This is a genomic window from Kordiimonas sp., assembly GCF_048260245.1.
Lineage (GTDB): Bacteria > Pseudomonadota > Alphaproteobacteria > Sphingomonadales > Kordiimonadaceae > Kordiimonas.
In genome coordinates, this window is record NZ_JBLXGZ010000027.1 from 21,840 (window position 1) to 47,669 (window position 25,830).

General features: G+C 53.5%; 27 protein-coding genes. 7 read left to right on the forward strand and 20 right to left on the reverse strand.

From position 1 onward, the window contains the following. Nucleotides 1-34: 34 nt before the first annotated feature. Entirely contained in the window at nucleotides 35-1,165 is a 1,131-nt protein-coding gene (locus ACN0VM_RS13205; RefSeq protein ID WP_417451359.1) for a serine hydrolase domain-containing protein, read from the forward strand. A 54-nt stretch (nucleotides 1,166-1,219) separates the two neighbouring features. Here ACN0VM_RS13205 and ACN0VM_RS13210 read toward each other — a convergent pair whose 3' ends face one another. The 6 genes from ACN0VM_RS13210 to ACN0VM_RS13235 all read right to left on the reverse strand — a co-directional run bounded on the left by ACN0VM_RS13210 (nucleotide 1,220) and on the right by ACN0VM_RS13235 (nucleotide 7,298). Then, entirely contained in the window at nucleotides 1,220-2,881 is a 1,662-nt protein-coding gene (locus ACN0VM_RS13210; protein ID WP_417451360.1) for a M28 family metallopeptidase, read from the reverse strand. Between the two features lie 159 nt (nucleotides 2,882-3,040). Continuing rightward, entirely contained in the window at nucleotides 3,041-4,306 is a 1,266-nt protein-coding gene (locus ACN0VM_RS13215) for a DsbA family protein (protein ID WP_417451361.1), read from the reverse strand. A 49-nt stretch (nucleotides 4,307-4,355) separates the two neighbouring features. Continuing rightward, the gene (locus tag ACN0VM_RS13220) at nucleotides 4,356-4,817 is read right to left on the reverse strand and encodes an NfeD family protein (RefSeq protein ID WP_417451362.1); all 462 of its coding nucleotides are present in this window, start codon (nucleotides 4,815-4,817) and stop codon (nucleotides 4,356-4,358) included. Nucleotides 4,818-4,821: 4 nt separating this feature from the next. Then, a complete protein-coding gene (locus ACN0VM_RS13225) occupies nucleotides 4,822-5,781 on the reverse strand; it encodes an SPFH domain-containing protein (protein ID WP_417451363.1) in 960 nt (319 codons plus the stop codon). A gap of 134 nt (nucleotides 5,782-5,915) precedes the next feature. Beyond that, on the reverse strand, nucleotides 5,916-6,398 hold the full coding sequence (locus tag ACN0VM_RS13230) for a peroxiredoxin (RefSeq protein WP_417451364.1): 483 nt from the start codon (nucleotides 6,396-6,398) through the stop codon (nucleotides 5,916-5,918). A 69-nt stretch (nucleotides 6,399-6,467) separates the two neighbouring features. Then, the gene (locus ACN0VM_RS13235) at nucleotides 6,468-7,298 is read right to left on the reverse strand and encodes a protein-disulfide reductase DsbD domain-containing protein (protein ID WP_417451365.1); all 831 of its coding nucleotides are present in this window, start codon (nucleotides 7,296-7,298) and stop codon (nucleotides 6,468-6,470) included. Nucleotides 7,299-7,479: 181 nt separating this feature from the next. Between ACN0VM_RS13235 and ACN0VM_RS13240 the strand changes: the two genes are divergently transcribed. Then, nucleotides 7,480-8,043, forward strand: a complete 564-nt coding sequence (locus ACN0VM_RS13240) for a YqgE/AlgH family protein (RefSeq protein ID WP_417451366.1) — start codon at nucleotides 7,480-7,482, stop codon at nucleotides 8,041-8,043. A gap of 10 nt (nucleotides 8,044-8,053) precedes the next feature. Here the strand turns inward: ACN0VM_RS13240 and ACN0VM_RS13245 are convergent, their stop codons facing one another. The 11 genes from ACN0VM_RS13245 to coxB form a co-directional block, all read right to left on the reverse strand. Beyond that, complete coding sequence (locus tag ACN0VM_RS13245; protein WP_417451367.1) at nucleotides 8,054-8,752, reverse strand: PAS domain-containing protein; 699 nt, start codon at nucleotides 8,750-8,752, stop codon at nucleotides 8,054-8,056. Between the two features lie 115 nt (nucleotides 8,753-8,867). Further along, the gene (locus ACN0VM_RS13250; protein WP_417451368.1) at nucleotides 8,868-10,106 is read right to left on the reverse strand and encodes a M16 family metallopeptidase; all 1,239 of its coding nucleotides are present in this window, start codon (nucleotides 10,104-10,106) and stop codon (nucleotides 8,868-8,870) included. Continuing rightward, a complete protein-coding gene (thrC, locus tag ACN0VM_RS13255; protein ID WP_417451369.1) occupies nucleotides 10,103-11,512 on the reverse strand; it encodes a threonine synthase in 1,410 nt (469 codons plus the stop codon). Before thrC ends, ACN0VM_RS13250 begins: the two co-directional genes overlap by 4 nt. A gap of 70 nt (nucleotides 11,513-11,582) precedes the next feature. After that, nucleotides 11,583-12,308 carry an SURF1 family protein gene (locus ACN0VM_RS13260; RefSeq protein ID WP_417451370.1) on the reverse strand — a complete coding sequence of 242 codons (726 nt, stop codon included), beginning with the start codon at nucleotides 12,306-12,308 and terminating at the stop codon, nucleotides 11,583-11,585. Further along, nucleotides 12,301-12,726 carry a DUF983 domain-containing protein gene (locus ACN0VM_RS13265; RefSeq protein ID WP_417451371.1) on the reverse strand — a complete coding sequence of 142 codons (426 nt, stop codon included), beginning with the start codon at nucleotides 12,724-12,726 and terminating at the stop codon, nucleotides 12,301-12,303. The genes ACN0VM_RS13260 and ACN0VM_RS13265 overlap by 8 nt, the downstream gene beginning before the upstream one ends. A 3-nt stretch (nucleotides 12,727-12,729) precedes the next feature. After that, complete coding sequence (locus ACN0VM_RS13270) at nucleotides 12,730-13,581, reverse strand: cytochrome c oxidase subunit 3 (RefSeq protein WP_417451372.1); 852 nt, start codon at nucleotides 13,579-13,581, stop codon at nucleotides 12,730-12,732. A 57-nt stretch (nucleotides 13,582-13,638) separates the two neighbouring features. Continuing rightward, the gene (locus tag ACN0VM_RS13275) at nucleotides 13,639-14,205 is read right to left on the reverse strand and encodes a cytochrome c oxidase assembly protein (RefSeq protein ID WP_417451373.1); all 567 of its coding nucleotides are present in this window, start codon (nucleotides 14,203-14,205) and stop codon (nucleotides 13,639-13,641) included. Continuing rightward, on the reverse strand, nucleotides 14,202-14,330 hold the full coding sequence (locus ACN0VM_RS13280; RefSeq protein WP_417451374.1) for a hypothetical protein: 129 nt from the start codon (nucleotides 14,328-14,330) through the stop codon (nucleotides 14,202-14,204). Before ACN0VM_RS13280 ends, ACN0VM_RS13275 begins: the two co-directional genes overlap by 4 nt. Beyond that, a complete protein-coding gene (locus ACN0VM_RS13285; RefSeq protein ID WP_417451392.1) occupies nucleotides 14,327-15,199 on the reverse strand; it encodes a heme o synthase in 873 nt (290 codons plus the stop codon). The genes ACN0VM_RS13280 and ACN0VM_RS13285 overlap by 4 nt, the downstream gene beginning before the upstream one ends. Nucleotides 15,200-15,275: 76 nt before the next feature. Further along, the gene (gene ctaD / locus ACN0VM_RS13290) at nucleotides 15,276-16,880 is read right to left on the reverse strand and encodes a cytochrome c oxidase subunit I (protein WP_417451375.1); all 1,605 of its coding nucleotides are present in this window, start codon (nucleotides 16,878-16,880) and stop codon (nucleotides 15,276-15,278) included. Between the two features lie 22 nt (nucleotides 16,881-16,902). Next, nucleotides 16,903-17,796 (reverse strand): cytochrome c oxidase subunit II, encoded by an 894-nt coding sequence (coxB, locus tag ACN0VM_RS13295; RefSeq protein ID WP_417451376.1) that lies wholly within the window; start codon nucleotides 17,794-17,796, stop codon nucleotides 16,903-16,905. A gap of 319 nt (nucleotides 17,797-18,115) precedes the next feature. On the opposite strand from coxB, the gene tldD reads away from it, so the two are divergent. After that, nucleotides 18,116-19,549, forward strand: coding sequence for a metalloprotease TldD (gene tldD, locus ACN0VM_RS13300; RefSeq protein ID WP_417451377.1), 1,434 nt, complete (start codon nucleotides 18,116-18,118; stop codon nucleotides 19,547-19,549). Here the strand turns inward: tldD and ACN0VM_RS13305 are convergent. Next, the gene (locus ACN0VM_RS13305; protein WP_417451378.1) at nucleotides 19,546-20,058 is read right to left on the reverse strand and encodes a PAS domain-containing protein; all 513 of its coding nucleotides are present in this window, start codon (nucleotides 20,056-20,058) and stop codon (nucleotides 19,546-19,548) included. The genes tldD and ACN0VM_RS13305 overlap by 4 nt on opposite strands. Before the next feature lie 221 nt (nucleotides 20,059-20,279). On the opposite strand from ACN0VM_RS13305, the gene ACN0VM_RS13310 reads away from it, so the two are divergent. After that, entirely contained in the window at nucleotides 20,280-21,059 is a 780-nt protein-coding gene (locus ACN0VM_RS13310) for a substrate-binding periplasmic protein (protein WP_417451379.1), read from the forward strand. Nucleotides 21,060-21,103: 44 nt separating this feature from the next. Here the strand turns inward: ACN0VM_RS13310 and ACN0VM_RS13315 are convergent, their stop codons facing one another. After that, nucleotides 21,104-21,748 (reverse strand): CoA transferase subunit B, encoded by a 645-nt coding sequence (locus ACN0VM_RS13315; RefSeq protein ID WP_417451380.1) that lies wholly within the window; start codon nucleotides 21,746-21,748, stop codon nucleotides 21,104-21,106. Then, nucleotides 21,748-22,452 carry a CoA transferase subunit A gene (locus tag ACN0VM_RS13320; protein ID WP_417451381.1) on the reverse strand — a complete coding sequence of 235 codons (705 nt, stop codon included), beginning with the start codon at nucleotides 22,450-22,452 and terminating at the stop codon, nucleotides 21,748-21,750. The genes ACN0VM_RS13315 and ACN0VM_RS13320 overlap by 1 nt, the downstream gene beginning before the upstream one ends. A gap of 238 nt (nucleotides 22,453-22,690) precedes the next feature. On the opposite strand from ACN0VM_RS13320, the gene ACN0VM_RS13325 reads away from it, so the two are divergent. The 3 genes from ACN0VM_RS13325 to ACN0VM_RS13335 all read left to right on the forward strand — a co-directional run bounded on the left by ACN0VM_RS13325 (nucleotide 22,691) and on the right by ACN0VM_RS13335 (nucleotide 25,804). After that, nucleotides 22,691-22,960, forward strand: coding sequence for a hypothetical protein (locus tag ACN0VM_RS13325; protein ID WP_417451382.1), 270 nt, complete (start codon nucleotides 22,691-22,693; stop codon nucleotides 22,958-22,960). A 138-nt stretch (nucleotides 22,961-23,098) separates the two neighbouring features. Continuing rightward, entirely contained in the window at nucleotides 23,099-23,827 is a 729-nt protein-coding gene (locus ACN0VM_RS13330; protein WP_417451383.1) for a glutathione S-transferase family protein, read from the forward strand. 132 nt (nucleotides 23,828-23,959) lie between these two features. Next, complete coding sequence (locus ACN0VM_RS13335) at nucleotides 23,960-25,804, forward strand: serine hydrolase domain-containing protein (RefSeq protein ID WP_417451384.1); 1,845 nt, start codon at nucleotides 23,960-23,962, stop codon at nucleotides 25,802-25,804. Nucleotides 25,805-25,830: the final 26 nt, after the last annotated feature.

A 25,830-nucleotide genomic window follows, 5' to 3' on the forward strand; every position in this document is an offset into this window, starting at 1 on the left:
ACTCCGCTTGGATGGGGAATTTTCGGGGGAAAATATGCATACATTCCAGCGCAGCATTTTTGTTGCCATGGCTCTTTTTACAACGGCACCGGTCACGGCTGACCTGGGGTCCACGCTTGATTCCAACCTGCCTGTCGCCATTGAGCAAGAACTGAGCAGCCCGACTGTCACGGGCATGACAGTCGCCGTGGGCAAAAGCGGAAAAATTGTTTATGCCGCTGGCTTCGGCACCGCAAACGTGGAAAGTGGCGATGGCGTCAGTGCCGACACACAGATGCGGGTAGGCAGTATTTCAAAAGTTTTCACGGCCGCCGTTATTGGCAAGCTGTATGAGGCAGGTAAACTTGATCTCGACGCACCGATCAACTCCTACGTGCCCAGCTTCACAAAAAAACGTTGGCCCGTCAGCATTCGTCAGGCTGCTGCACATATGGGCGGCATCCGTCACTATAAAGGCGATGAGTTCCTGAACACACATCATTTCGATACCGTAACAAGTGGCATCCAGATGGTTGCTGCTGACCCATTGATTTACGAACCGGGCACAAGGGTCGCTTATTCAAGCCATGCATGGAACCTGATCAGCGCTGCTCTCGAAGGCGCCGCCGACAGCTCTTTCCTGACGATCATGCAGGATAAGGTTTTCTCCCCGCTGGAGATGCGCGACACGGCAGCAGAAGATATAACCCTTAATTTTCCTGCGCTTTCCGGGTTTCACGTTACAGAGAACGACCACCCCGTCATCGCCCCCTTTGTGGATAATAGCTACAAATGGGCGGGAGGTGGATTTATCGCTACTGCTGCTGATGTCGCTCGCTTTGGGTTGGCTCACACAAAGCCCGGGTTTCTCCAGCCGCAAACGCTGGACCTTCTGTTCACCGAGCAATTTACACAAGCCGGACAACCCAGCGGGTTTGGTATTGGATGGATGACCGCAAGCAACATGCATGCACGCCTGATTCGTGAAGGACTGACGAATTATACGCCAGTTGTACACGAGCATCTGGTTTGGCACTCAGGAGGGTCAATGGGCGGGGTTGCGCTACTTCTTGTTGACCCCGAACACGACATCGCGATTGCGCTGATGGCAAATCACGGGGATGCTTTCTCAGCCTTACTTCGTACAGGTCTTTATACGCTGGCCATGGCAGTGAATGAACATTGAAAATAAAGAAGGCGCCGCCTGCAGGCAGCGCCTTTGGTAATGAATGCGCGTAATCTATTTTGAGAAGGTCTTCCCAAAGAAGTCCCCGTCATTCCATGTTGGCCGCTCATCAGCGTTGGCAACGGCATTCACGATCAACCAGTTGACTTTGGCAAATTTGGCACCGGCCTCATAATTGATGGCCTGCGTGAGATCATCATGGGGTGAGTGATAGGTTTTCCCGAGAAACTCGCGGAAAATGGCGCCGCCATCTTCGCCAAGTTCGGTTTTTCCCCAACCGGTCACCAGAAACACTGATGGAATACCCTGCTGTACAAAACGATAGTGGTCGCTACGGGTAAAAATGCCTTCTTCCGGCATCGGGTCCGGGCTCAGGCTCAGGCCAATTTCAGCAAGAGCTTCATCTGTTACCGGACCAAGACTGCTCCGCTCGGCACCAAAAGCAACCACATCACTGAAGTCATAAAGCAGGATCGGCATGTCCAGATTGACGTTGGCCACCATGCTGGCTTTTTCGACCGTCGGGAAATGTGCAAAATACTCTGCGCCTAACAGGCCTTTTTCTTCCGCCACTACTGCGGCAAAGAGAATGGAACGGCGTGGCTTGACGTCACTTTGAGCATAAGCGCGTGCAACCTCCATCATCACCGCAACACCCGTCGCGTTGTCAATTGCCCCGTTATTGATCTTGTCATCCCCTTTGGGGTGAAGGCTTATGCCGATATGATCCAGGTGCGCGGAAAGAATCACATACTCATTCTTAAGCACAGGGTCAGAGCCTTCAATGACACCAAGCACGTTTGGGCTATTGAAAACATCAGACAAGACACTTTCGCGTTTGATGTGGGTAACAACCCCCGTGGCAAAACCTTCCGGTGCGCCGGTCTCAGCCTCGTTCATGACCTCATCGAACGATTTCCCTGCGGCGGCAAAGATGGTTTTCGCAACATCATGGCTGATAGTTGCCGACGCGGAAATCATACGCTGTTCGTTGCCTTCCCCCTCAGGCATGACCCAATCGAACGCCTCGTAATCAACATATTTCTTCAGGCGGGAAAATGGTCGGCGCTTTTCATTAGATAATGAATTGACGGTCAGGAAACCTTTGGCACCGCGCGCTGCAAGCTCGGCTCTCTTGGTAGTAGACGAACCGTGATGCGCTCGAATTTCGGTTTGAAAGCTTGTCGGTGCGCCGGAAATCACCAGCACAATTTTGCCGTCCAGATCAAGTCCTGACAGATCGTCATGGCCCAACTCAGGAGCATAAATGCCGTAACCCGCAAAAACAATATCGCCCGTCTCGTCACCGCCGGGTGCGCGCACGTCACTGCCCACATAAAAATCGTCAGGGAAAGCCAGCACTTTTTCCTCACCGTCGATGACCAGAGACATCGCAGCCGCTTCCTGATCAAGCTTGGCTTTCTGAAACGGGACTTCCTGAAGATAAGAACCATCGTCACCTGCCGGCTTTAAGCCAAGCCGGGCATATTCTGCGGCCACATAATTGGCGGCGATACGGTAGCCCTCACTGCCGGTGTCGCGGCCACGCAGAAGATCATCGGCGAGAAAAGTAATGTCTGCCTCAATACGGTTGGCGCTAAAATCTGGTGTGCTGCTATCTGATGCCGCGTTGTCGACCTGCGCACCAGTGCAGGCGGCGAGTGTAACAAGCGCAAGTGCAGAAAAGCTCATGCGTAATTTTGTGGTTATGTTCACGTGTCTATTTCCCAAATCTGTTCCTGTACATCCCCATGCACAGTGTGCCGAGAGCCCCAGCCCGAGGCACCCCTTCTATAACTCACTGAAGATAAATGGGCGGGAAGAATAGTCAATCTTAGCACAGCACCAGAGCGTTCAACCGAGCGTTGGATGAGATCAATGCTGTTTGAGTGCCTCCACAATGGCCCACATGCGGTCCTGCCCCCAAAGAGTTTCGTTACCAATCCTGAAAGTTGGCACCCCCCAACTGCCGCTCATCAGCATCATCTGCCTATTTTTTTCAGCCCGTGGTTTCCACACATCAGGCGACAGCGCGCCCGACAGCTTCGACGAAGATATCCCCGCACGGGCAAGCACTCGGCTCAGGCCTTGATCTGTCGCGCCATCAATTCCTTCCGCAAATACTGCTCTGGTAAAAGCTTTGAAAAAGGCGAGATCTTCTCCGTCCTCCGCAAGCCGGAACCCCAAGGCCATTGCCCGTTCTGTGGCGAGACCAAGGGGATCAACAGCCCGGCCAAACGGAATATTCTCCATCCGGGCTTCTCGGGCGGTGTCGTGCAAAATATAACGTGCTTTGGTCGGAGGCACCTTGAGCCCTCGCATGACCATAGGCATAACCGGCTTCAGTTTCAGCCTTAGTCCGGTCTTTGCTGCCAGTTCGGCCCCATGGTACAGGCCAAGGTAGCTATACGGGCTACGAACGGAAAAATACAGCTCCAGCGTACGCCCCGAGACACTGCGGTCCATGGATTCCAGGCCATACCGCCATAGCCTCGTAAGTTCAAAGTGCACTTCGTTGTCACCAAGGGAAAGGCGGTTCAACCGGCGCTCCAGATGGTCGAGCCGGTCGAGGCCCGGATAAAACTCTCCGCCGTAAAATATGTTCCCAGAGGCATAGTGCCCAAGACTGCGCAAAAGCCGCTCATTATTTTCAAGCGTTTTTTCGTCAATATCAGCCGCCACGCATAAGGAACGAACGGCCTTGATATCTTGCCGCCAAAGTGCGGCGCCGACTTCCTCCGCTACCGCGAAAAAATTTGGATCATTCTGCAGTTTGGTCAGATGCCTGTTCGCCATTCCCACCGCGAGTCGGTCCGGCACAGTCGCACTGGACGGAAAGCCCAATCCGTATAATCGTGCCAGGCGTGTCGCATCAAGGATGCTGTATGCCTCAAAGCGCTGTGGGTCCGGATACATAGCGGCTGGCAAACGTTCGACGACCAGCGGTCGAATAACCACATCAAAACGGGCCGCCAGGTCGGGAAGCACCTGAACCATCAACTGGCTGTAGGGGTCGTCTGACCGGTGGAAATAAATCAATTCATGCGGTTTATGCTCGATGCGTCGCATAAGCTCAAAGGCGGAACGCCTGAACTGAAGCTGCGTACCGCTCGTCAACCAAGCGGCCGCATAAGATTTCATCGTGCTGGCCAATGTCATTGAATGCTGATGGGCGAAAAAGACGGTCCTGTCAATCTCGCAGAGGCTCAACCATCAACACTGTACCTTGTACCGCAATCACCCTTACCTTTGCACCTTCGGGCATATCAGGGCCTTCCGCAAGCCAGCGGCTGTCACCAACTGTTACATGGCCACGCCCGTTCACTATCGCAGTACAGACCGAGTAGACCCTGCCCACATGATAACCGCCGCGGGTATTGACAGTCGGCTCCCCCGCTTCTTTAAACCGCGTATAGAAATATCTGTTCCCAATGTAGATGGACGCTGCGCCAAAAACAGCAAAGACAAGGCCGTGCCCGTCGAAGCCCATGCCAGGCATAAAGAAGGCGACAAGGCCGGTTGCCAGGCCCGCCACCCCGATCCACAAAAGATAAACGCCGGGGATCACCATTTCACCCGCAAGCAACAGGAGGCCAAGCGCCCACCAGAGCCAATGGGCATTCTCCGCCCCCCAGATAAACAGCTCTTCCATGTATCTACTCCGTTCTCGGCACGCTACCAACCGACCGACGAGGCGTTCCGTCTTTGTTCAATTCCTTGAACAACTCGGAAATACCACCCAGCGAACTTATGATACCGGTGGATTCCATCGGCATGAAAATAAGTTTTTCATTGGGTGAACGAGCAAAGCCCTGCAAGGCTTCCACATATTTCTGGGCGACAAAATAATTGATCGCCTGAGCGTTGCCTTCACCGATAGCCTTGGAAACCATCTCCGTAGCCTTGGCTTCGGCTTCGGCCTCTCGTTCACGCGCTTCGGCGTCTTTATACGCGGCCTCCCGCCGACCTTCGGCCTGCAAAATGGCCGCCCTTTTCTGGCCTTCGGCGCGCTTGATCTCGGACTCCCGCTGTCCCTCTGCCTCAAGAATCGCTGCGCGCTTTTCCCGCTCCGCTTTCATTTGTCGCGCCATGGCATCGACAATATCTCTTGGCGGCTCGATATCCTTGATTTCGATCCGCGTTATCTTGACCCCCCAAGGCTGTGTCGCCTCATCAACAACGCTCATCAATCTTGCATTGATATCATCCCGTTTGGAAAGCAACTCATCAAGGTCCATAGACCCCATGACAGTACGCAGGTTTGTCATAGTGAGGTTCAGGATCGCAAGCTGGAGGTTATTGACCTCATAACTGCCCTTCGACGCATCTAGTACTTGATAGAACACGACGCCATCTGCCGCGACCATCGCATTGTCGCGCGTGATAACTTCCTGTGTCGGGATGTCCAGCACCTGTTCCATCATCAGCATTCTATGACCCACCCGGTCCACAAGCGGCATGATAAGATGAAGGCCTGGAGACAAAGTATTCGTATAACGCCCAAAGCGTTCGATAGTATATTCATACCCCTGCTTGACCATGACGACGCCTGAGAAAATAAGCACAATCACGAACAGAACAACCAAACCCACTACAATTGACGACATTTCAAGCATGGCCAAAGCCTCCCCTACCAATCGATGTCCAGTTCACACACGCATGTGTGTGAAACATATATAGGTATATTATACTCAGCAAAAAAGGGTGGCCGCAGCCACCCTTTTCCAAAGTCGATCCTGAGACCTGATTATCAGAGCTGTGACAACATATGCTCCGCACTTGACACCTGAAAGGCACCCGGCTCTTCAATGTTCAGTTCGGCAACGGTACCGTTATCGACGATCATCGAAAAACGCTTGGAACGCTTGCCCATACCGAAGCCTGTTGCATCCATTTCAAGGCCCATTGCCTGCGCAAATGCTGCGTTGCCATCTGCAAGCATGGTCACCTTGCCATCAACGCCTGCACTTTTACCCCAAGCATCCATGACAAACACGTCATTGACTGCGACGCAGGCTATCTCGTCTACACCCTTGCCGCGGATATCGTCGGCATTTTCAACAAAACCCGGCAGGTGTTTTGCCGAACATGTCGGCGTGAAAGCGCCCGGTACTGAGAACAGCGCCACCTTGCGGCCAGCAAAATACTCATCTGTAGAAATCGGCCCAGGGCCATCGGCTGTCATCTTTGTCAGCGTGGCAGAGGGAATTTTATCACCAACTTTAATTGTCATCATGTGCTCCTGAGGGTACCGTGTTGTCGCTGTACCATATAGGGATAGCGCCCCACCTGAAAAGCCTACTTATGGCTCCAGCTTAACTTTTCTGTCGATGGCATGCCCATGGCCATCAGTAAAAGTCAATCTCACGGTTTTACCGCGCAAGTCTTCCGGCTTTTTCCCTGTCATGCCCAACAGGACAAAGCGTGCTTTTTCTCCGTTTTCAAGCAGCCGCATCTGAGGTGCCGCAAAATGGAACATCTCTCCCGCCTCAGCCAGCATATCCGCGTTTGACAGGTCTGTGTCGGCTACTGCTTCAACAATAACGCGCTGATGACCCGGCGTGCCCATCACCTGCGCTGAAATGATCCTGAGGCCGACATCCGCCTCCCCCTTGCGGTCAGGCACCTGCCCGAGCCAGGTTTCAATGCGGAAATCGTGGACGGAGCGTTCAGGTGCTATATCCGCTGGCTCCAGTTTATAGCGCGCGACGAAAGGGACACATATATCCTTGCAGACCATGAAGTCGGACGTAACGGTTAGCGGCTGGCCGCGCTCTACTTCTGCATAAAATGGCAGTAAAACCTTGTTGGCATAACCGTATGTCTCAAGGCCAAACAGTTCAAACCTGTCCGGGAACGGAAACTCAAGCTCGATCGGCTGTCCCTCCAGTTGCACCCGAACGGGAAGGCCCGCCTCGCCAGGTGAACGCCAATATGTTTTCCATCCAGGCGCCAGTCTGGCCTCCCAGGCAAAAAGGCTGCCGTCGGCGCCTCCCATGTCGGCAGACGCTGAAACAATACGCGTTTCAAGCATACCCTGATGGTCCTGCCATGCGCTCTCCCCCGCATGCAGGGTTGCTGGTGCGCTGGCAAACACCGTCAAAATACTCAATGCAAATGCGAACAATCGCATATCGGGCTCCTTGCTTGCTTCCCGGTCTATTTAACAACAAGCCCCGGACGGCACCAGTAGCCTTTCTTCACATTGCTGTTAATACGCATTGAACGCATGCTTCATTATGCACCGTTGCGGCCACTGCCAATTGCGTATACGCCTCATCCGCGTTAAGATTGCAAAAGACAAAGGGAGACATATGACGACGTCGACTTTTTTAGACAGTAAACTGCTGCTGGCCATGCCCAGCATGACCGACCCGCGTTTTGAGCGTAGCGTGATATATCTTTGCTCTCATGATGAGTCGGGGGCGATGGGGCTCGTCATCAATCAGGCATTTAGCGGACTGACATTTGAGAGCCTGCTTGATCAACTGGATATCGATGTAGAAGACGATGTGCCGGACCTTCCCATTCACGCCGGAGGACCGGTTGAACCTGGTCGCGGTTTTGTTCTGCACAGCGCCGATTTTGTGCAAGAGAGTACCCTCGTTGTGTCAGAAACACTGGCGCTTACAGCGACCGTTGATATCCTTCAGGCGCTTGCTGCTGGCAAAGGTCCGCGTCACCACCTTATGGCACTTGGTTATGCCGGCTGGGGCGCTGGGCAACTGGAACAGGAAATTCAAAATAATGCCTGGTTAACATCGGATGCAGACGACGAAATAATCTTCAACACGGAGCTCGAACAGAAATGGCCACGCGCCATGGCAATGCTTGGTGTTAATGTGTCGATGCTTTCGTCTGATGCAGGCCATGCCTGATGCGTTCCCGCTAGTTCAGACCCTGCACCTGTTCGCCGCTCAGGGTTTCAAGGTCAAAAGACGGTAGCCCAAGAAGACCTGGAACGCCTCCATTCTTCTCAATTTCAAGCAATCGCCCCACATCAAGTGCCTTGACCTTGATATTGAGCAACTCAAGTGCTGCAGTCACGCGCGGCGAAAGTTGCGCCAGTCCCATCACCCTCGGCGAAGGTACAACCAGTATCTCGGAAATATCCTGCCTGAACCCGCCCCAACGATCGACAAACCCCATATTCGCAGTATCAAACGGACGTACGACGCCCACAAGGATGATCCCGCCCATCGCGCGCGCTTCGACAAAAGGCAGCGCCAGAACCTCCATATCGAAGCGTTGATTATCCTCAAAGGAAAGCCCTCCGGTACGCAAAATACCGCATGCCTGCACAAGCGCGACGGCATAAAGCTCCTCCATGATAGCGGCCTGTTCGCGGTCTGAGAAAATGTCGCAGTACGTTCGGCCTGCCATGCCGCGACCCACCGCCTCTTCCAGCGACGAGCCCGCAAGACGATATCGCAGACTGCCGTCGGCGCTCATCTCCAGAATGAACATCCACGGCATAAGACTCGTCAGCTGACGCAAATCAAGGGAGGGCCGAGCCGGAACGGTCAGGCCACCTCCAAGAGAGGTCCAATAGCCAAGCAATTGGCATACTTCAGCACTTAACAACAAAAATCCCCCCGCAAATTTGCGAACGGGATAATACCACCTAACAAAGTATTCCTCAATACTTACGCGCTTAGAAGCTGAAGCAATTCAGTTGATCGTTTGAGTATCCGATAGGTATTTAAAAAGTAATGGCGTCTAAATTTCCGCCGCCGATGATCGCCATACTTGACGAATTTGATGAAACTACACTGGCCGCAATTGTTGCCACATCACCTTTGCTCACGGTCTCAACTTTCGAGACCATCTCCTCGGTCGGCAATACGCGGTCAAAGACCAACAATTGTCTTCCCAACTGCTCCATCCTGGACGTCGTAGCTTCAAGTGCCATCATCAGACCGGATTTCAGTTGCGCACGGGCGATGGTGAATTCCTCATCCGAAGGGCCCCTCGCCAATGCTTCCATTTCGCTCTTGATGACGGGCATCATTTCGGTGGCCATATCTGGGCCGGTACCAGCATATATCCCGAAGATACCGGTATCTTTGTGACTACTGGTAAAACTGTAGACGGAATAGGCGAGCCCGCGCTCTTCCCGCACCTCCTGAAACAGACGGGAAGACATCCCGCCCCCGAGAATGGTCGAATACACCTGAAGTGCATAATAGTTAGGGTGGGTGAAGGAGCAACCCGGCCATGCAGCGGCAATATGCACCTGTTCAAGGTCGCGCTTCTCTGCGATACGACCACCGGTGTACCGAGCTTTCTGCGTTCTGGTTGGCGACCCTGCTTTCAACCCACCAAATTTTTCTTCAACCAACCGGACCAGTTCATCATGCTCAAGGTTGCCAACAGCTGAAATAACAATGTTCGAGGCAGTATAGTTTTCGGCAAGATAGGACTGCAGGTCCACGCTTGTTAGCGCCTGTACTGTTTCTGGCTCGCCAAGGATGGCGCGCCCAATAGACTGGTCTCGGTACGCTGCAATCTGCAGGTGGTCAAAGACAATATCGTCCGGTGTATCGACCGCTTGCCCGATCTCCTGCAGTATAACTTCTTTTTCGCGCTTTAATTCGAGCTCGGCACAAGTACTGTTGAGAACAATATCTGACAACAGGTCGAGCGCGAGTTCCATATCCCCTTTCATGACGCGTGCATAATAGGTGGTGTTATCGCGTGAAGTATAGGCGTTCATATGGCCACCGACAGCTTCAATCTCGAAAGCGATATCGCGTGCAGACCTCCGGTTTGTCCCTTTGAACAACATATGTTCAAGGCAGTGGGTAATACCGTTCAATGCAGCAGGTTCGTGCCGCGCACCAATATCAACCCATACACCCACCGCAATAGTCTGGATAGATTTCCGACTTTCACTGACGATCCGCAAGCCGTTTGACAGCCGGGTGATCTCGACACTCAAGACCAGCCCCCTTCGCGTACACGGGCCTGAAGTAAAGATGCGTCATTTGCAAGGTCGATCATTCGCTCATCCCGGCCCATAAGGTCCGCCATGTGGGGAGGCAATACTGGTTCGACACCAGTTGCCTGCTGTACTGCATCACCGAATTTAGCCGGATGTGCCGTCGAAAGGGTTACGCGCGGTGCGCCGTCATCTGGCAGACATATATTCGCAGCCTCAATGCCCACTGCAGTATGTGGGTCAGCAATATAGCCAGACGACGCATAGAGTTCCTGCATCACAGACTTTGTGGTGTCGTCATCCACCCGCTCTGCGGCGAACAACGCCGTGAGGGCATCATGGTGAGGTTTGTCCAGGGTGAAACCACCTGTGCTGGAAAGGTCATCCATATAGCGGCGAATCACGTCAGCGTCACGGCCAGCGATCTCAAACAGCATACGTTCAAAGTTGGAAGATATCTGAATATCCATGCTGGGAGACAGGGTGGAATAAACATCACCCCGTTCGTAGCGGCCCGTCTCAAGCGTGCGGGCAAGGATATCGTTTGAGTTGGTGGCAATCACCAGCTTCTCGATAGGCAGGCCCATTTTCTTGGCAATATACCCGGCGAAAATATCCCCAAAATTGCCTGTGGGCACGCTGTATGAAACCCTGCGATCCGGTGCGCCAAGCGCCACGGCAGATGTAAAATAATAAACAATCTGGGCCATCACCCGCGCCCAGTTGATCGAATTTACCGCCGTCAGGCCAACTTCATCCCGAAAAGCAAGGTCATTAAAGCACGCTTTCACCAGCGCCTGACAGTCGTCAAAGTTACCGTCAACGGCGATGTTCACGACGTTCGGCTCAATCACGCTGGTCATCTGGCGGCGCTGCACATCTGATACACGCCCTTTTGGATGCAGCATGAAAATGGAAACATTATCGCGTCCACGGCACCCTTCGATCGCAGCAGAGCCGGTATCCCCCGATGTTGCGCCAAGAATGGTGAGCTTCTGGCCGCGCTTGGCGGTGAAATGATCGAAGAACCGACCAAGAAGCTGCAAAGCAAAGTCCTTGAACGCTAAGGTCGGGCCATGAAAGAGCTCAAGCAGCCAATCGTTATTGCCGGTTTGCACCAGCGGCGCAACAGCCGGGTGCCTGAACTGACCCCCGTAATTTTCGTCATAGGTGCCATCAAGCATCCGCTTGAGTTCACCCTCCGTCAGGCAGCCCCCCACAAATGGATTGATAACCTCAAAGGCTACCTCGGCATAGGTTTTGCCGCGCATGGCCCTGATATCACCTGCGCTGAACACAGGAATTTCTTCCGGTACATAAAGGCCGCCGTCGCGAGCCAGGCCGGTAAGGGTTACGCCTTCGAAATCAAGACTTTCTGCATGTCCACGGGTAGAAATATATTTCACGGTTATCTTACTCAGCTTTACGAAAATTACGAGCGCCTAGTCTTAGGCGCAGAAGGCCGCGGATGCAAGGCTAAGCAACGCCCGCATTGCCTGTTTCCCTGCCCCGTTTAAAACCAAACAGAAGATAGACTCCGACAAGAGCGAGCGCGAGGCCGTACCATGTCAGCGCATATTGGAAATGGTTGTTCGGGATATCCACACGCACCTGTCCACCCTTAGGCCAATCCGCCGCCAGCACATCCGCATCGGCAAAGATACGGAAATGGTAAAACTCTTTGGTGCGCAACCCAAAAGCCTGCGCCATTTCATATACATCCGCCGTATACCAGTTGCCTGCTTGCGCATCATTCTCCGGTGTCATGCTACCTGGGACTGCACTTGTACGCAGTACGCCCGTGACATCCAGCGTTTCGCCAACGGGCAGGCCGGGGTTGACACGCATCTGTACAGGTATCCAGCCAAAGTTGACCAATACCGCCATGCCGTACTGTTTCTTTACCGGCATATAAATATGATAACCTGCTTTACCGTCAAGCGAAGTCGCAAAGACCCGGACGGGCTCCGCGGCCATTAGTTCACCTCTGAAGCTGACACGATGGTAATCAAGCGAGGTCGGGTCATCCAGATGCACCGGAAGCGGCAAGGGGTCTTTGTCCAAACCTGACTCTATTTGCGCCAACAACTCGGTCTTTGGGCCAACCTTCCGTGCCTGCCAGGTGCCAAGACCAATCAAGATCAGCAGGCATATGAAAACAGTGGCGGTCAACGGGCGGCCCGGATTGAAACGCTTATTCATCGCGTGTGTCATCCCGCAACGAACCTTCACGCGCGTCATGATGAAACTGCAGTGCAATCAACAAAGCTTTGAAAATACGCAACATCCACACACTGCCGCCAACGATGAAGATAAACAGCGTCATAGCGACAGCCCAAAGTGGCCAGCCAAAGGCACCCACGACGAGAAAGCCCAGAAGCGCCGAAAGCGCGCCCATGATGAGAATCACAAAAACCTGCGCGCCATCACCCGGGTCCGCACCTGAGAGGTCAAAGCCACAAATGTCACATTGATCGCGAACAGCAAGCCCATTCACAAACAGCTTGCCCTCGCCACAGTTCGGGCATCGGGCGTGCAACCCGGCCTTATAAGGCGAAACCGACCGGAAGGATTGCCCCCGGTCGGTTTCAGTATTGTTGGTATCTGCCTGTCCGGCCATGGCTTATGCGCCACCCCAGATGTAGATGCAGAAAAACAGGAAGATCCACACAACATCGACGAAGTGCCAGTACCATGCAGCCGCTTCAAAGCCAAAGTGGTGGTCTGGTGTGAAGTCTCCTTTATAGGCACGCCCCAAACACACCGCCAGAAAGATAGTGCCGACAAGAACGTGGAACCCGTGGAAACCCGTCGCCATATAGAAAGTTGCGCCGTAGATGTTACCCGAGAACTCAAATGCCGCATGCGCATATTCGTAGGCCTGAACGCATGAGAATAGTGCGCCAAGAATAACTGTAATCCACAGCCCTTTTTTAAGGCCGTCGCGGTCGCCGTGCTGGATCGCATGGTGTGCCCACGTCACCGTGGTGCCTGACAGCAAAAGGATGAGCGTATTCATTAGCGGCAAGTGCCACGGATCAAATGTTTCAATACCTTCTGGTGGCCAAGGTGCTTCGTTGCCAACCACCGACCAAAAATCACCAAAGTTGGCGATGGGCATGTGCGGATACAGCGACGCGTTGAAGAACGCCCAGAACCACGCGACAAAGAACATCACCTCAGACGCGATAAACAGGATCATGCCATACCGCAGACCGATCCGCACCACCGGCGTATGGTCGCCCTGGTTTGCTTCTTTGACGACATCTTTCCACCATGCAAACATCGTGTAGATAACGCCCATAAAGCCCAATGCGAACAGGTATTTGCCAAAGCCTGTCATGCCAAAAAGCTCGGCATCCGGTTTCATCGTGAACACTGCACCAATCGTGAGCAGCAGAACCGCAAAAGACATCACCGCCGGCCATGGGCTCGGGTTCACCAGGTGGTAATCGTGTTTCACGTCGCCAGCCATAAATTCTCTCCTAACAAGTGCCGGACATGGTGCCGGCCCCCTTTTCTGACCCTAGCACTAGCGTCCCACCGAACTTTCCGCCTTATCGTCTGCAATCTCTTTGACGAAAAAGGTGTAAGAAAGAGTGACTTCGCTAACTTCTTCCAAGTTCGGATCCTCATCAATAAGAGGATCGATAAAATAGACAACCGGCATACTCATCCGCTCGCCCGGTTTCAACTCCTGCTCTGTAAAGCAGAAACATTCAATCTTTGCAAAATATTCACCCGCCTTGTGCGGCGTGACATTATAGGTCGCTGTACCTACAATTGTTTTATCGGTTGGATTATACGCCTCAAAATAGGCAAGCTTTTGTTCGCCCACATGCATTTTCTGGCTGATCTGCACCGGTTTGAACTGCCAAGGCATATCCCGGTGAACAGCCGCGTTGAAACGCACCCGCATTGGACGGTCCAGCACCACATCGCTGCCGATGTCCACTTGCTGCGTGGTCCCGCCATAACCGGTTACCTTGCAGAACAGGTCATAAAGCGGCACAGCGGCATATGCCATGCCCACCATGCCGACAGCGACACCGCCAACCACAAGCGCCATACGGCTATTTTTTTTGCTCGCGTCAGTCACGGTGCCAAAGCCTTGATTTTAAAGAAGCTGATAACCGCGATCAGGATGACAAAAGCCGCGAGCGAAAGCCCCAGAACGCGGTTCCGTTTTTTCATGCGAGCGTGCACTTCAGACTGGTCGTTCATGCGATTACTCCCGCGATAAGACGCTCTGCCGCCAACGTGGCAAACACAGCAAACAGATACAGAATAGAAAACGCAAACAGCTTCCGGTCAGCCTTCTCTGCTCCGCGCCACACCATGAAGGCAAGCACAAGAAACCAAGCGCCCAGAAGGCTTGATACAATACCGTATACTGGACCCGCAAATCCCATAAAATAGGGCGCAATGCCGCACGGCACGACAAGAAGGCTATAAAGCAATATCTGCCGCCGTGTTTCGGCTTCACCAGCTACTACGGGCAGCATGGGTACACCTACTTTTTCATAATCCTTGGATATGAAAAGCGACAACGCCCAGAAATGCGGTGGTGTCCATAGAAAGATGATGCCGAACAGCACCATGCTCTCAATCGTGACACTGTCCGTCACCGCAGCCCAGCCGATCATGGGCGGAAAGGCGCCTGCAGCACCACCAATGACAATATTTTGCGGCGTGCGGCGCTTGAGCCACATGGAGTATATCACCACATAAAAGAAAATCGTCAGCGCCAACAACGCGGCCGATGTGATATTCACAATCAGCCCAAGCAGCACCACAGCTGCAATGCTAAGGGTGGTGCCAAACCCCAGCGCATCGCCCGGCGTTACCTTGCCTGCCGGGATAGGCCGGGAGGCCGTGCGCGACATAATGGCATCGATGTCGGCGTCATACCACATATTAAGGGCACCGCTGGCCCCGGCACCCACTGCAATCAGCACGATCGCGGCAAACGCCAGCACGGGGTTCATTTCACCCGGTGCCGCCACAAGGCCCACAAAGGCCGTAAAAATAACAAGTGACATCACCCGCGGCTTGAGAAGCGCGAAGAAATCACGTGCCTCAGCCTCCCGCATTGCGGAAGGCTGAGAGCTGTCACTGTAGGATGTCAGGCTATCTGCCAAAACATTGTTCCTTCTTGAACTTGCGATCTTACTTGATGCGCGGCAGTTCGTTGAACTGGTGGAACGGCGGAGGTGAGCTTAGCGTCCACTCAAGAGTGGTTGCACCTTCACCCCACTGATTGTCCGGACAGTCTTTCTTCTTCTTGAAGATGGTCATAGCCATCACAAGGATGAAGAAAAGCACGCCAACCAATGTCAGCAAATAGCCATAGCTGGAGATCTTGTTCCAGTAAGCGAACGCGTCCGGGTAATCCACATAGCGGCGCGGCATACCTTGAAGGCCAAGGAAGTGCTGCGGGAAGAAGATCATGTTCACACCAATAAAGGTGATCCAGAACTGAAGTTTCGCCAAGCCATTCGGATACTGCTTACCACTCATCTTGCCGATCCAGTAGTAAAGACCGGCAAAGATACCAAACACGGCACCAAGCGACAGCACATAATGGAAGTGTGCGACCACATAATAGGTGTCATGAAGCGGCACGTCAGCCCCAGCATTGGAAAGCACAACACCCGTAACACCACCCAAAGTGAACAGAAGGATGAAAGCAATCGCATACATCATCGGCACTTCAAAACGGATGGAACCGCCCCACATCGTTGCGATCCAGGAGAAGATTTTCACCCCGGTCGGCACCGCAATAACCATGGTTGCCGCAACGAAGTAAGCCTTCGTGTCAACATCAAGACCAACCGTATACATATGGTGAGCCCACACAACAAAGCCGATAAAGCCAATCGCCGCCATCGCGTATGCCATGCCGAGGTAGCCGAACACCGGCTTTCTGGAGAAGGTCGACACAATGTGGCTGACAATCCCGAAGGCCGGCAGAATCATGATGTATACTTCAGGGTGACCGAAGAACCAGAACAGGTGCTGGTACAGGATAGGGTCCCCACCGCCAGCTGGGTCAAAGAAGGTGGTACCGAAGTTCCGGTCCGTCAGCAGCATGGTGATGGCACCAGCGAGCACCGGCAGCGACAACACAAGAAGGAACGCCGTGATCAGGATCGACCAAGCGAAAAGCGGCATCTTGTGAATTGTCATGCCCGGGGCACGCATATTGAAGATAGTGGTGATGTAGTTGATTGCACCCATGATCGAGGAAGCCCCTGCCACGTGAAGCGACAGGATCGCCAAATCCATCGACGGCCCCGTGTGGCCATATGTCGACAGCGGTGCATAGGCTGTCCAGCCGCCACCGAAGCCGGCCATGCCGCTTGTGCCTTCCACAAAAGTGGACAGCAGGAGCAAGATGAAGGCAGGAGGCATCAGCCAAAAGGAGATATTGTTCATGCGCGGGAACGCCATATCAGGCGCACCGATCATGAGCGGCACAAAATAGTTACCAAAGCCACCAATCAATGCAGGCATCACCATGAAGAATACCATGATAAGGCCGTGGCCGGTGGTCAGTACGTTAAACATGTGCCGCGCCTGATCTTCCGTCATACCGAGAAGGTCTGGCAGGAAGTTAACGCCCGGTTCCATAAGCTCCATGCGCATCAGACCGGACATGGTAAAGCCGATCATGCCCGCGATGAAAGCGAACCAGAGATACATAACGCCGATATCTTTATGGTTGGTCGAATAGACCCAGCGTTTCCAACCAGTCGGGTTTTCGTGAGCCATTGCTCTTCCTTTCCCTACGCTACTAGCGACCAAAAGCTGTAGTGCCCGCGTCAGCATATTCTGCTTTCGCGTACTCCAGCCACTTGGCGAATTCTTCTTTGGAGACCACCTCTACCGCTATCGGCATAAAGGCATGATCCTTACCACAAAGCTCGGAACATTGGCCATAGTAGGTGCCAATCTCGTTCGCTTCGAACCATGTCTCATTAAGACGACCGGGCACAGCGTCAAGCTTCACACCAAGAGACGGAACCGTCCACGAGTGGATCACATCAGATGCAGTGAGCTGCACTTTCACCTTGGTATCCACAGGTATAACGAGGCGCACATCCGTATCGAGCAGGCGTGCATTCAGCTTTGCCGGGCGACCGAGGAAAGTTGACAGCAACTGCTCAGCAGCAGCACGCTCAGCCGAACCTTCGACGTGATCACCGTCAGGCACTACAGAAGCAGTAAACTCAATACCGTCATGGTCTGGGTATGCATAGGTCCAGTTCCACTGGTTCCCGGTCACATTAACCGCAAACTCCGTCTCTGGCACCACATCTTGATAATACAGCAGCGGGATCGAAACAAAGCCGATCACCACGAGAATGCCGATAGGCACAACCGTCCAGATAAATTCGATCAGCGTATTATGGCTGGTCTTTGATGGTTCAGGGTTCGCCTTCTCACGGTACCGCCACATCACGTAAAACATAAGAATGAATACGAAGATTGTGATGACGGTAATGACCCACAGAAGAAGCTCATTAAAATCGGCAATTTTGGCAGCCTGTTCCGAGGCGGCTTCCTGAAGCCACAAACCCTTATCCTTGGGCGCCCCTACACGGTCCTGAGCCATCGCGCCAACCGTAGAACCGAAAAATGCCACAAGAGCGGCCATAACTCCGGCGGTAAGCCTTTTGACGTTCATAGTTCTGCTTTCCTTTTGTTCCTACCCTACCCGGGCAACCAGCTGGTTATGGCAATAACCGACCGGTGGTTCGACAGCGCTTTGACCCTCCTGAGCATCAAAGCAGTCGACTTGAATGCGGGCACGTTATACCAGACGTTTTCTCAGGCTCAAGCCCGAGAGATGCCTTACAGCCATTTTTCTGCCGAAAATCGTTAATTTTTCACCCCGCCGTCTTGCGTTTTGCGGGCTAGGATATCATGTTAAACCTGATCTTAGGGTAGAAAATGCGGCAATTCGACGCAATATTCCGCCAAAAACTCAAGTGAGGAGTACCTCCATGTCCGATGCCCCCGCGTCGCTGAATTTCTTTTTCAAAGAGTCCGATCTGGATGAATCGCGCACGGAGACGCTGGTGGGTGAAACCCTTTCCGGTATGGAGGATGGCGAACTTTACCTCGAAGCGACACAATCCGAGTCCTTCACTTTTGATGACGGTCGGCTGAAATCCGCCAGTTTTGATTCAAGCCAGGGCTTCGGCCTGCGTGCAGTGTTGGGCGAATCAACCGGTTATGCGCATTCGAACGAACTCTCGGAAGCAGCAATTCGACGGGCCGGAGAAACTGTACGCGCCATCAGGACCGGCGATGGCGGCTCCATGAGCCTTGCCCCGACCCGCACCAACAAGCAGCTATATTCTGACGCCAATCCACTAGGCGGGATCGAGTTCGGGCGCAAAGTCAAGCTACTGGAGGAAATTGACGCATACACCCGCGCGCAGGATGAGCGCGTCCGGCAGGTTAGCGCCAGTCTCCTCGGTAGTTGGCAAGCGGTTGAGATCATCCGTGCCGACGGCCACCGTGTACGCGACATCCGCCCACTTGTAAGGCTGAACGTCTCGGTCGTCATGGGCGACGGCGAGCGGCAGGAAACGGGATATGAAGGCTTGGGTGGCAGGCAGGCCTATGATTTCCTGTTTGATGAAGCGCGCTGGCAGGCACAGGTGCAGGAAGCTATTCGCCAGGCTAGAGTGAACCTTGATAGTGTTGATGCGCCAGCAGGCGAAATGACAGTCGTTCTGGGCCCTGGCTGGCCGGGCGTGCTGTTGCATGAAGCGATCGGTCACGGCCTTGAGGGCGATTTCAACCGTAAAAAAACATCCGCATTCGCAGGCCTTATGGGCGAGCAGGTTGCTGCAAAAGGCATTACGGTGGTCGATGACGGCACGATTGAAGACAAACGTGGCAGCCTGACTGTAGATGACGAAGGCACCCCAACCGAACGTACAGTACTGATCGAAGATGGCATCCTCAAAGGGTACATGCAGGACCGCCTGAACGCCCGCCTGATGGGCATGGCCCCCACCGGTAATGGCCGCCGCCAAAGCTTCGCGCACCAACCCATGCCGCGCATGACCAATACATTCATGCTTGCAGGTGACAAAGACCCTGGTGAAATTCTGGCAAGTGTCAATGACGGTTTATATGCGGTGAACTTTGGTGGCGGCCAAGTGGACATTACGTCGGGAAAGTTTGTTTTTTCCTGCACCGAAGCTTACCGCGTCCGGGGTGGCAAGGTTATGGAACCGGTCAAGGGCGCAACCCTGATCGGCAACGGTCCGGATGTGCTCAAGCGCGTGTCGATGATTGGCAACGATCTGAAACTGGATCGCGGCGTTGGTACATGTGGTAAGGGTGGACAAACCGTCCCCGCGGGCGTCGGGCAACCAACATTGCGGGTGGATGGGCTAACTGTCGGCGGCACAGCGAGTTAAGCCTGCAAATCGTCCTCCGGGATCCCCGCCCCAATATCGAGGTATCGGAAAGAGGTTGAGCGTTCGACCTTCCCCTGGCCACGTTGCCGCCGCTCAGAGGCCAGATGATGCGGGTCCCGAACGGGGATAAGCACCTGCATTATTTTAGTATAGGTGTCCGGCGCATCCGGCCATATAGGCACACTAACGCCGATAAAATTGATATCGCGCACGGACGGCGTCATCCAAACCGACGCGACGGGATGCGATGCCTGTGCCCAAAGCCGCCGCGCCCGTATGCTTTTGTCACCCGGAGAGGTTATATCAAGGTAGTTTAATCCGGTGAAATCATAATCATATGCTTCCTGAAATATGCTCCCTGCATAACGGAAAATAAACGTGTCCGGCCCATGAGCATCGAGCAACATCATACCCCGCATCAGATCCGGCATATCATGGAGTTTTATCTGGGAACGCTTCGGCACAAGGCTCTGGCCGCGCCAGCGATGCCAGGAGCGCAGAAAGTCCATCAACGTCTTCTGCTGGGCGAATGCCGGTAAGCTTGGACGGAAATCTTTTTGACCGACACTCATAAGATGTTAACCGATTTAGATTATCGTACTTTCAGACAGTGTATAACAATGATGCAACGAACGGTACCCTGCAAGGTTTTTGAATTGATGCTTGATCCGGTGGGAAAAATCATTAAGTGTTCGCCTTCTTTTCCGTGTGGGGCGGTTGAAAATAATATATGAAATCTCTGTTATGGATTGCTGGATTACTTCTGACGCTGAGCGCTCCCGTCCTTGCCGAGGAGCGGGCACCTCTTGTCGTGACCTATTATAACTACCCTCCTCACTTACGCATCGTTGACGGCCAACCTGCAGGTCTCTATGCCGATCAGATAGAAAAGATCGTCAGCCTCGCCGGCTTTAAGGTTGCATGGTACCCCTCCAGTATCGACGAAGAGGCGCGCATGCTCAACGATGGTAGGCGTCTGATCTGTACTACAGGCCGCTTGCGCACCCCGGATCGCGCTGCCCAGTGGAGCTTCCTACCCTATATTTTTGATATAGTACCCGGTGACCTCGTAGTAGCGGTACCTCAGGAGGCGACTAAAATCCGGGCCCATGGTTCACTTGCCAATCTGGTTCAGGATAAGTCGCTTATTGGTTCGCTACTGGAGAGCGGTGTATACGGTGACGAGGTCGATGCCATACTGGCCACGCAGACCTCGCCGTGGATACTGCGCACGGGGAAGACAGACCTTCAATTATTAAACATGCTGCTTGCAGGCCGTGCGCACTATACCATTGTCCCGGAAGACCAATGGCATTTCGCGAAAAACGAAAATCCTGATATTGAGAAGCTTGTACCTATCAACAGCATCACCGCACTGCCCGCACTGCCAATATATATTGCCTGCAGCCGCCATCTGCCACAAACCACGCTTGACGCACTTTCCAACGCGATGGGCAAGCTTGGGTTTGTTTATAGACCGCTGGTGGATAACAGCCTCACCAACGACTGAAGCCTCTCCGGCCTGAATTCCAGACCGGAGAAAAAAACGGGCAACTACGCCAGGAGAGTAGCCTCGGTTGCAGCCGTCACGTCATCGATTGTGACACCGTCTGCAAGTTCGACGACCTTGAGGCCACCTTCAACCACATCAAACACACCCAGCCCGGTGATGATGCGGTCAACCACCGCAGCGCCGGTCAGAGGGAGTGAGCAGGCCTTGAGCAGCTTTGATGCCCCAGCTTTATTGGTGTGATCCATTATCACCACCACGCGCTTCACGCCAGCGACCAGATCCATCGCGCCACCCATACCCTTGACCATCTTGCCAGGAATCATCCAGTTGGCGAGATCACCATTCTCCGCCACTTCCATAGCCCCAAGGATTGACAGGTCAATATGACCGCCCCGAATCATGCCGAAGCTGTCCGCGCTTGAGAAATAGCTTGAGGTCGGCAGTTCAGTAATAGTCTGCTTGCCAGCATTGATAAGGTCCGGGTCCACTTCATCTTCATAAGGGAACGGCCCCATACCAAGCATGCCGTTTTCGCTTTGCAGCGTCACCTGCATTCCGTCGGGGATATAATTCGCGACAAGGGTGGGGATACCAATACCCAGGTTGACATAAAACCCATCCTCAAGCTCACGGGCAGCGCGGGCGGCCATCTGGTTGCGATTCCAGCCTTTGTTTTCGTCAGTCATTATGCGTCTCCCCGGCTACGAACTGTGCGCTGTTCAATACGCTTCTCGAAGGTGCCTTTGACAATGCGTTGCACAAAGATACCCGGTGTATGGATATTATCCGGATCCAGCTCACCTGGCTCAACCAACTCTTCGACTTCCGCTACCGTCACCTTGCCGGCCGTTGCCATCATCGGGTTGAAGTTGCGCGCCGTTTTACGGAATACCAGATTACCCTCTGTGTCGCCCTTCCACGCCTTCACTAAGGAAATATCTGCGGTCAGGCCGGTTTCCATAATATATGTCTCGCCAGCAAAATCCTTATGCTCCTTGCCTTTGGCGATCAGCGTACCAACACCGGTTTTGGTATAAAACCCCGGAATGCCTGCCCCGCCCGCGCGAATGCGCTCGGCCATAGTGCCCTGTGGGTTAAATTCCAACTCAAGCTCGCCTTCAAGATACTGGCGTTCAAATTCTTTGTTCTCCCCTACGTAGGACGAGATCATTTTTTTTATCTGTTTGGCATCCAGGAGAACACCGAGACCAAAGCCGTCCACGCCGCAGTTATTGGAAATAACAGTCAGGTCTTTTACCCCTGCGGCATGGACTGCTGAGATCAAATTCTCTGGAATACCGCAAAGGCCGAAGCCCCCCGCCATCATCGTCATTCCGTCAAACAGCAGCCCGTCAAGCGCTGATCCGGCTGTCTCATATACTTTTTTCATGTATACCTCCCGAACATAAAACCTGATATCCGACGTCGACCAACAAGGCCAAAGCACCGGGAACACAGCGGAAAAATCATAACTGAGTCACATATCCCCAAATAGTTTCATTTGCAACAATGTGAGTATATCGCGATATCTTTCTGGGACATCTTGATGCCTTTGTTAAGCTACATTATCTTTATGTTATAAATAGACGAGCGCTATAGCGCCTTAGACAGCGATTGGAGACCCAAGCATGATACGCATTTTATGCCGCCTTGTCGGCAGTGCATTCTGCTTCATAGGTATAATTGGCATGCTGACGCCAATTCCCTTTGGATTGATATTTTTTGTGATCGGCCTTCTGTTCCTGATCCCCACGACCCCGTCTGTCGCCCGGCTTGTGCGCAGCGCGCGCGGCCGCAGTGGGCTTTTTGACCGGGTTATGCACACTGCCACACGCGCCGCTCCCGCGCCCTACAGGCGGGTTCTTCGCCGTACGGAAATCGATAGCTTCGATTGGTAACATCCAGCAACTTCGGCTACCGGGCAGCACAAGGGCCGGCCTTTTTAAAAGGCACCAAATACACTGACATTATTTGGCAGGATACAGCCAATACAGTTCCCCCACTGAAACCAGTCACGATTAGTGAGGGACAAAACAATGAAGACAACACTGAAACTCCATGCCTTTCCAACTGGTGACGGCATGTTCAATATGAGTCCATTTTGTTGTAAAGCCGACATCCTGTTCAAAATTGCCGATATGGAGTACGAGCCTGCCGTACCGGAAGATTTCACAAAATTCTCAAAAGCCAAACTCCCGGTATTGGAAGACAGCAGCACGATCATTGAAGACAGCGAAATGATCCGGCAACATCTGGAAAACAAGTTCGGTGTAAATCTGAACGGTACCCTTAGCACGACAGAACAGGCAATGGGGCACGCGCTGTGCCGTATGGTTGAGGAACGCACCCGCTATGGGCTGTTGTATTTTCGCTGGCACACCGATGCAGGCTGGGCACAGACTCGCGCCATTTTCTTTGCCAACGCTCCGAGCGAAGTAGCAGAGACAGTGCGCAGCCAGGTGCGTCAAACCTTGCATCTGAATGGCTTCAGCCGCCACAGCGAGGCTGAGATAAAAGCTTTTCTCCATTCCGACTTGGAGGCCCTTTCCATCATGCTCGGTGAAGAAGATTGGTTCTTCAGCGACAGTCCAACCTACATTGACGCCTGCGTCTTTGCATTGCTGGCAAACCTTTGCGCTTCCCCCATCAAAACCTGGGCAAATGCCCTTGTGCATGAGTTCCCCAACCTGGAGTACTATGTTATGCGCGGCATGCAGAAGTGGTACCCTCATTACTGCGCAAAGCTAAGGTCTGCATCAGACTGAACACTCGCAACAAATGGCATCCTTGCAGGTGCCTTTTGTTTTCCCCTTGCGCATATTCACCTTCGCCCCTATATCAAATCGATATAAATATAATGCGTGCACTACAAAATGTGCAGGACTGAGGGCGAGGAAATGACAAGATTATCTGGTGGCCAACAGGGACCCCTGTCGTGGCTTTTTATAGCTATTACATCCGTTTTGGTTTTTGTCTCCTCAGCCACCAATGCGGCAAGGCTCGAAGCTGATGTCGCGCATGAGTTGGAAGCCGAGGGACTGTCTGGCATGGTGTGGGCCACCCTTGAGCACGACAAGGTAACGACCTCAGCCGCCGGCTACGCCAACATGGCCGACCATACGCCCATGGACGACGAATCCCGCATCCACGTAGGTTCGGTGACCAAAAGTCTCCTTGCAACGGGCATCTTGCACCTCGCCAGCACCGGCCACCTGGATATTGATAGACCAGTGACGCACTATATGCCCGCCCTCAATATACAAAACCAGTGGGCACCACAATCGCGGGTGACGGTACGCCACCTTCTCGATCACACGTCAGGGTTTGACGACGCCCGGCTTTGGCAGATGTTCAGCAACGACATATCACCCGATACGCCGCTTATATACGCGTTTGAACGCAGCCCGGAGGTATTGAAGGCCCACACCCGCCCCGGCACGCGGTTCTCCTATTCCAACAGCGGATATGCGCTGCTTGGTCTACTGATTGAGACGGTAACCGGTGAGCGATATGAGAATTATCTGGATGACAAGCTGCTGAAACCGCTCGGCATGAATTCCAGCACCTTCCATTTTACCACACAGCTCGGTGCCACTGCCGACATGGCGCTGGCATGGGGCCACACGGATGGCGGCAAACCCGTCGCAGCACAGCCAGTCATGCTGCGCCCGGCGGGCCAGTTCTCCACAACGGCGGCCGACATGGCAACCTATGCAAAATTCCTTATGTCTGACGGTACACTCGGTAGCAAGACGTTCATCACGCCTGAGCTTATGGCCGCGCGCGGCGTGCCCCACACAACCGAGGCACGCTGGAACGGCCTTATGGCAGGCTATGGCTTGGGCATGAGCACATACGACCGTTTTGGTGCCCTTGGTAAATGCCATTCAGGCAATATAATCGGCTACGCCAGCATACTCTGTATATACCCAAGAGAGCAGAAAGCTTTCTTTGTGAGCATCAACACCGACAGCGAGACAGCAGATTACGCGCGCGTTTATGGCCGCATTGCCGCGTCTCTCAACCTTGAAGCTCCCGCAGCCCCTGCAGATGACCTGCCAACGGCGGACGCCAGCGACTGGAACGGACATTATATATTGGCACCAAACAGGTTTGACAGTTTTCGCCTACTTGATGTGATGTTTTCCTACCAGAAACTTGAGTGGCGATCCGGCAACCTGCTTATGCGCCCGTGGAGCGGTGACCCCCGTGTCTTGCGCCCTGTCGGCGAACGCTTGCTTTCAGCCCGAAACCGAAACGTCACCTCACACGTGCTGATGTTGGACGAAGAGGACAACCCACTTATCAGCGACGGTTTCCGCACTTATAAAAAGGTCAACCCCTCGCTTATCTTCGGCCTGTGGGCCAGTGCAGCGCTGTGTAGCGTGGGAATTCTGTGGTTTGCCGGTTTTGGCGCGGTTGCTTTTATCCAGCACAAAGCGGCGGCATTTATCCGCGCCGAAGGCATGGCCTTCACAGGTATCGTCAGCCTGCTGCTTCCCATACCGTTTTTTTTCCTGCAACCGTTTACAGCGCTTGGCGACATGACCCTCGCCAGCGTGGCCCTGGCTGCAGTCAGTATTGCTTTGCCCGTGTCCATGCTGGCGGCACACACAAAGATTATCCATACCAAAAATCGCAGCCGCATTGAGACCCTGCATGGGATAGCCGCGATCGCGGTTTTTCAGTTTTGTCTGGTGCTTTGGTACTGGGACATGATGCCCTTGATGCTGTGGCGATAGCAGGCAGGAAGGCATCCCTCAGCGGT

What these genes read in the sequence shown, in the direction of transcription:
- ACN0VM_RS13205 (WP_417451359.1), top strand. Translation starts at nt 35, where the DNA reads ATGCATACATTCCAGCGCAGCATTTTTGTTGCCATGGCTCTTTTTACA.
- ACN0VM_RS13215 (WP_417451361.1), bottom strand. Translation starts at nt 4,306, where the DNA reads ATGAAATCTTATGCGGCCGCTTGGTTGACGAGCGGTACGCAGCTTCAG.
- ACN0VM_RS13220 (WP_417451362.1), bottom strand. Translation starts at nt 4,817, where the DNA reads ATGGAAGAGCTGTTTATCTGGGGGGCGGAGAATGCCCATTGGCTCTGG.
- ACN0VM_RS13225 (WP_417451363.1), bottom strand. Translation starts at nt 5,781, where the DNA reads ATGCTTGAAATGTCGTCAATTGTAGTGGGTTTGGTTGTTCTGTTCGTG.
- ACN0VM_RS13230 (WP_417451364.1), bottom strand. Translation starts at nt 6,398, where the DNA reads ATGACAATTAAAGTTGGTGATAAAATTCCCTCTGCCACGCTGACAAAG.
- ACN0VM_RS13235 (WP_417451365.1), bottom strand. Translation starts at nt 7,298, where the DNA reads ATGCGATTGTTCGCATTTGCATTGAGTATTTTGACGGTGTTTGCCAGC.
- ACN0VM_RS13240 (WP_417451366.1), top strand. Translation starts at nt 7,480, where the DNA reads ATGACGACGTCGACTTTTTTAGACAGTAAACTGCTGCTGGCCATGCCC.
- ACN0VM_RS13260 (WP_417451370.1), bottom strand. Translation starts at nt 12,308, where the DNA reads ATGAATAAGCGTTTCAATCCGGGCCGCCCGTTGACCGCCACTGTTTTC.
- ACN0VM_RS13265 (WP_417451371.1), bottom strand. Translation starts at nt 12,726, where the DNA reads ATGGCCGGACAGGCAGATACCAACAATACTGAAACCGACCGGGGGCAA.
- ACN0VM_RS13270 (WP_417451372.1), bottom strand. Translation starts at nt 13,581, where the DNA reads ATGGCTGGCGACGTGAAACACGATTACCACCTGGTGAACCCGAGCCCA.
- ACN0VM_RS13280 (WP_417451374.1), bottom strand. Translation starts at nt 14,330, where the DNA reads ATGAACGACCAGTCTGAAGTGCACGCTCGCATGAAAAAACGGAACCGC.
- ACN0VM_RS13285 (WP_417451392.1), bottom strand. Translation starts at nt 15,199, where the DNA reads ATGCGGGAGGCTGAGGCACGTGATTTCTTCGCGCTTCTCAAGCCGCGG.
- ctaD (WP_417451375.1), bottom strand. Translation starts at nt 16,880, where the DNA reads ATGGCTCACGAAAACCCGACTGGTTGGAAACGCTGGGTCTATTCGACC.
- coxB (WP_417451376.1), bottom strand. Translation starts at nt 17,796, where the DNA reads ATGAACGTCAAAAGGCTTACCGCCGGAGTTATGGCCGCTCTTGTGGCA.
- tldD (WP_417451377.1), top strand. Translation starts at nt 18,116, where the DNA reads ATGTCCGATGCCCCCGCGTCGCTGAATTTCTTTTTCAAAGAGTCCGAT.
- ACN0VM_RS13305 (WP_417451378.1), bottom strand. Translation starts at nt 20,058, where the DNA reads ATGGACTTTCTGCGCTCCTGGCATCGCTGGCGCGGCCAGAGCCTTGTG.
- ACN0VM_RS13310 (WP_417451379.1), top strand. Translation starts at nt 20,280, where the DNA reads ATGAAATCTCTGTTATGGATTGCTGGATTACTTCTGACGCTGAGCGCT.
- ACN0VM_RS13315 (WP_417451380.1), bottom strand. Translation starts at nt 21,748, where the DNA reads ATGACTGACGAAAACAAAGGCTGGAATCGCAACCAGATGGCCGCCCGC.
- ACN0VM_RS13320 (WP_417451381.1), bottom strand. Translation starts at nt 22,452, where the DNA reads ATGAAAAAAGTATATGAGACAGCCGGATCAGCGCTTGACGGGCTGCTG.
- ACN0VM_RS13325 (WP_417451382.1), top strand. Translation starts at nt 22,691, where the DNA reads ATGATACGCATTTTATGCCGCCTTGTCGGCAGTGCATTCTGCTTCATA.
- ACN0VM_RS13330 (WP_417451383.1), top strand. Translation starts at nt 23,099, where the DNA reads ATGAAGACAACACTGAAACTCCATGCCTTTCCAACTGGTGACGGCATG.
- ACN0VM_RS13335 (WP_417451384.1), top strand. Translation starts at nt 23,960, where the DNA reads ATGACAAGATTATCTGGTGGCCAACAGGGACCCCTGTCGTGGCTTTTT.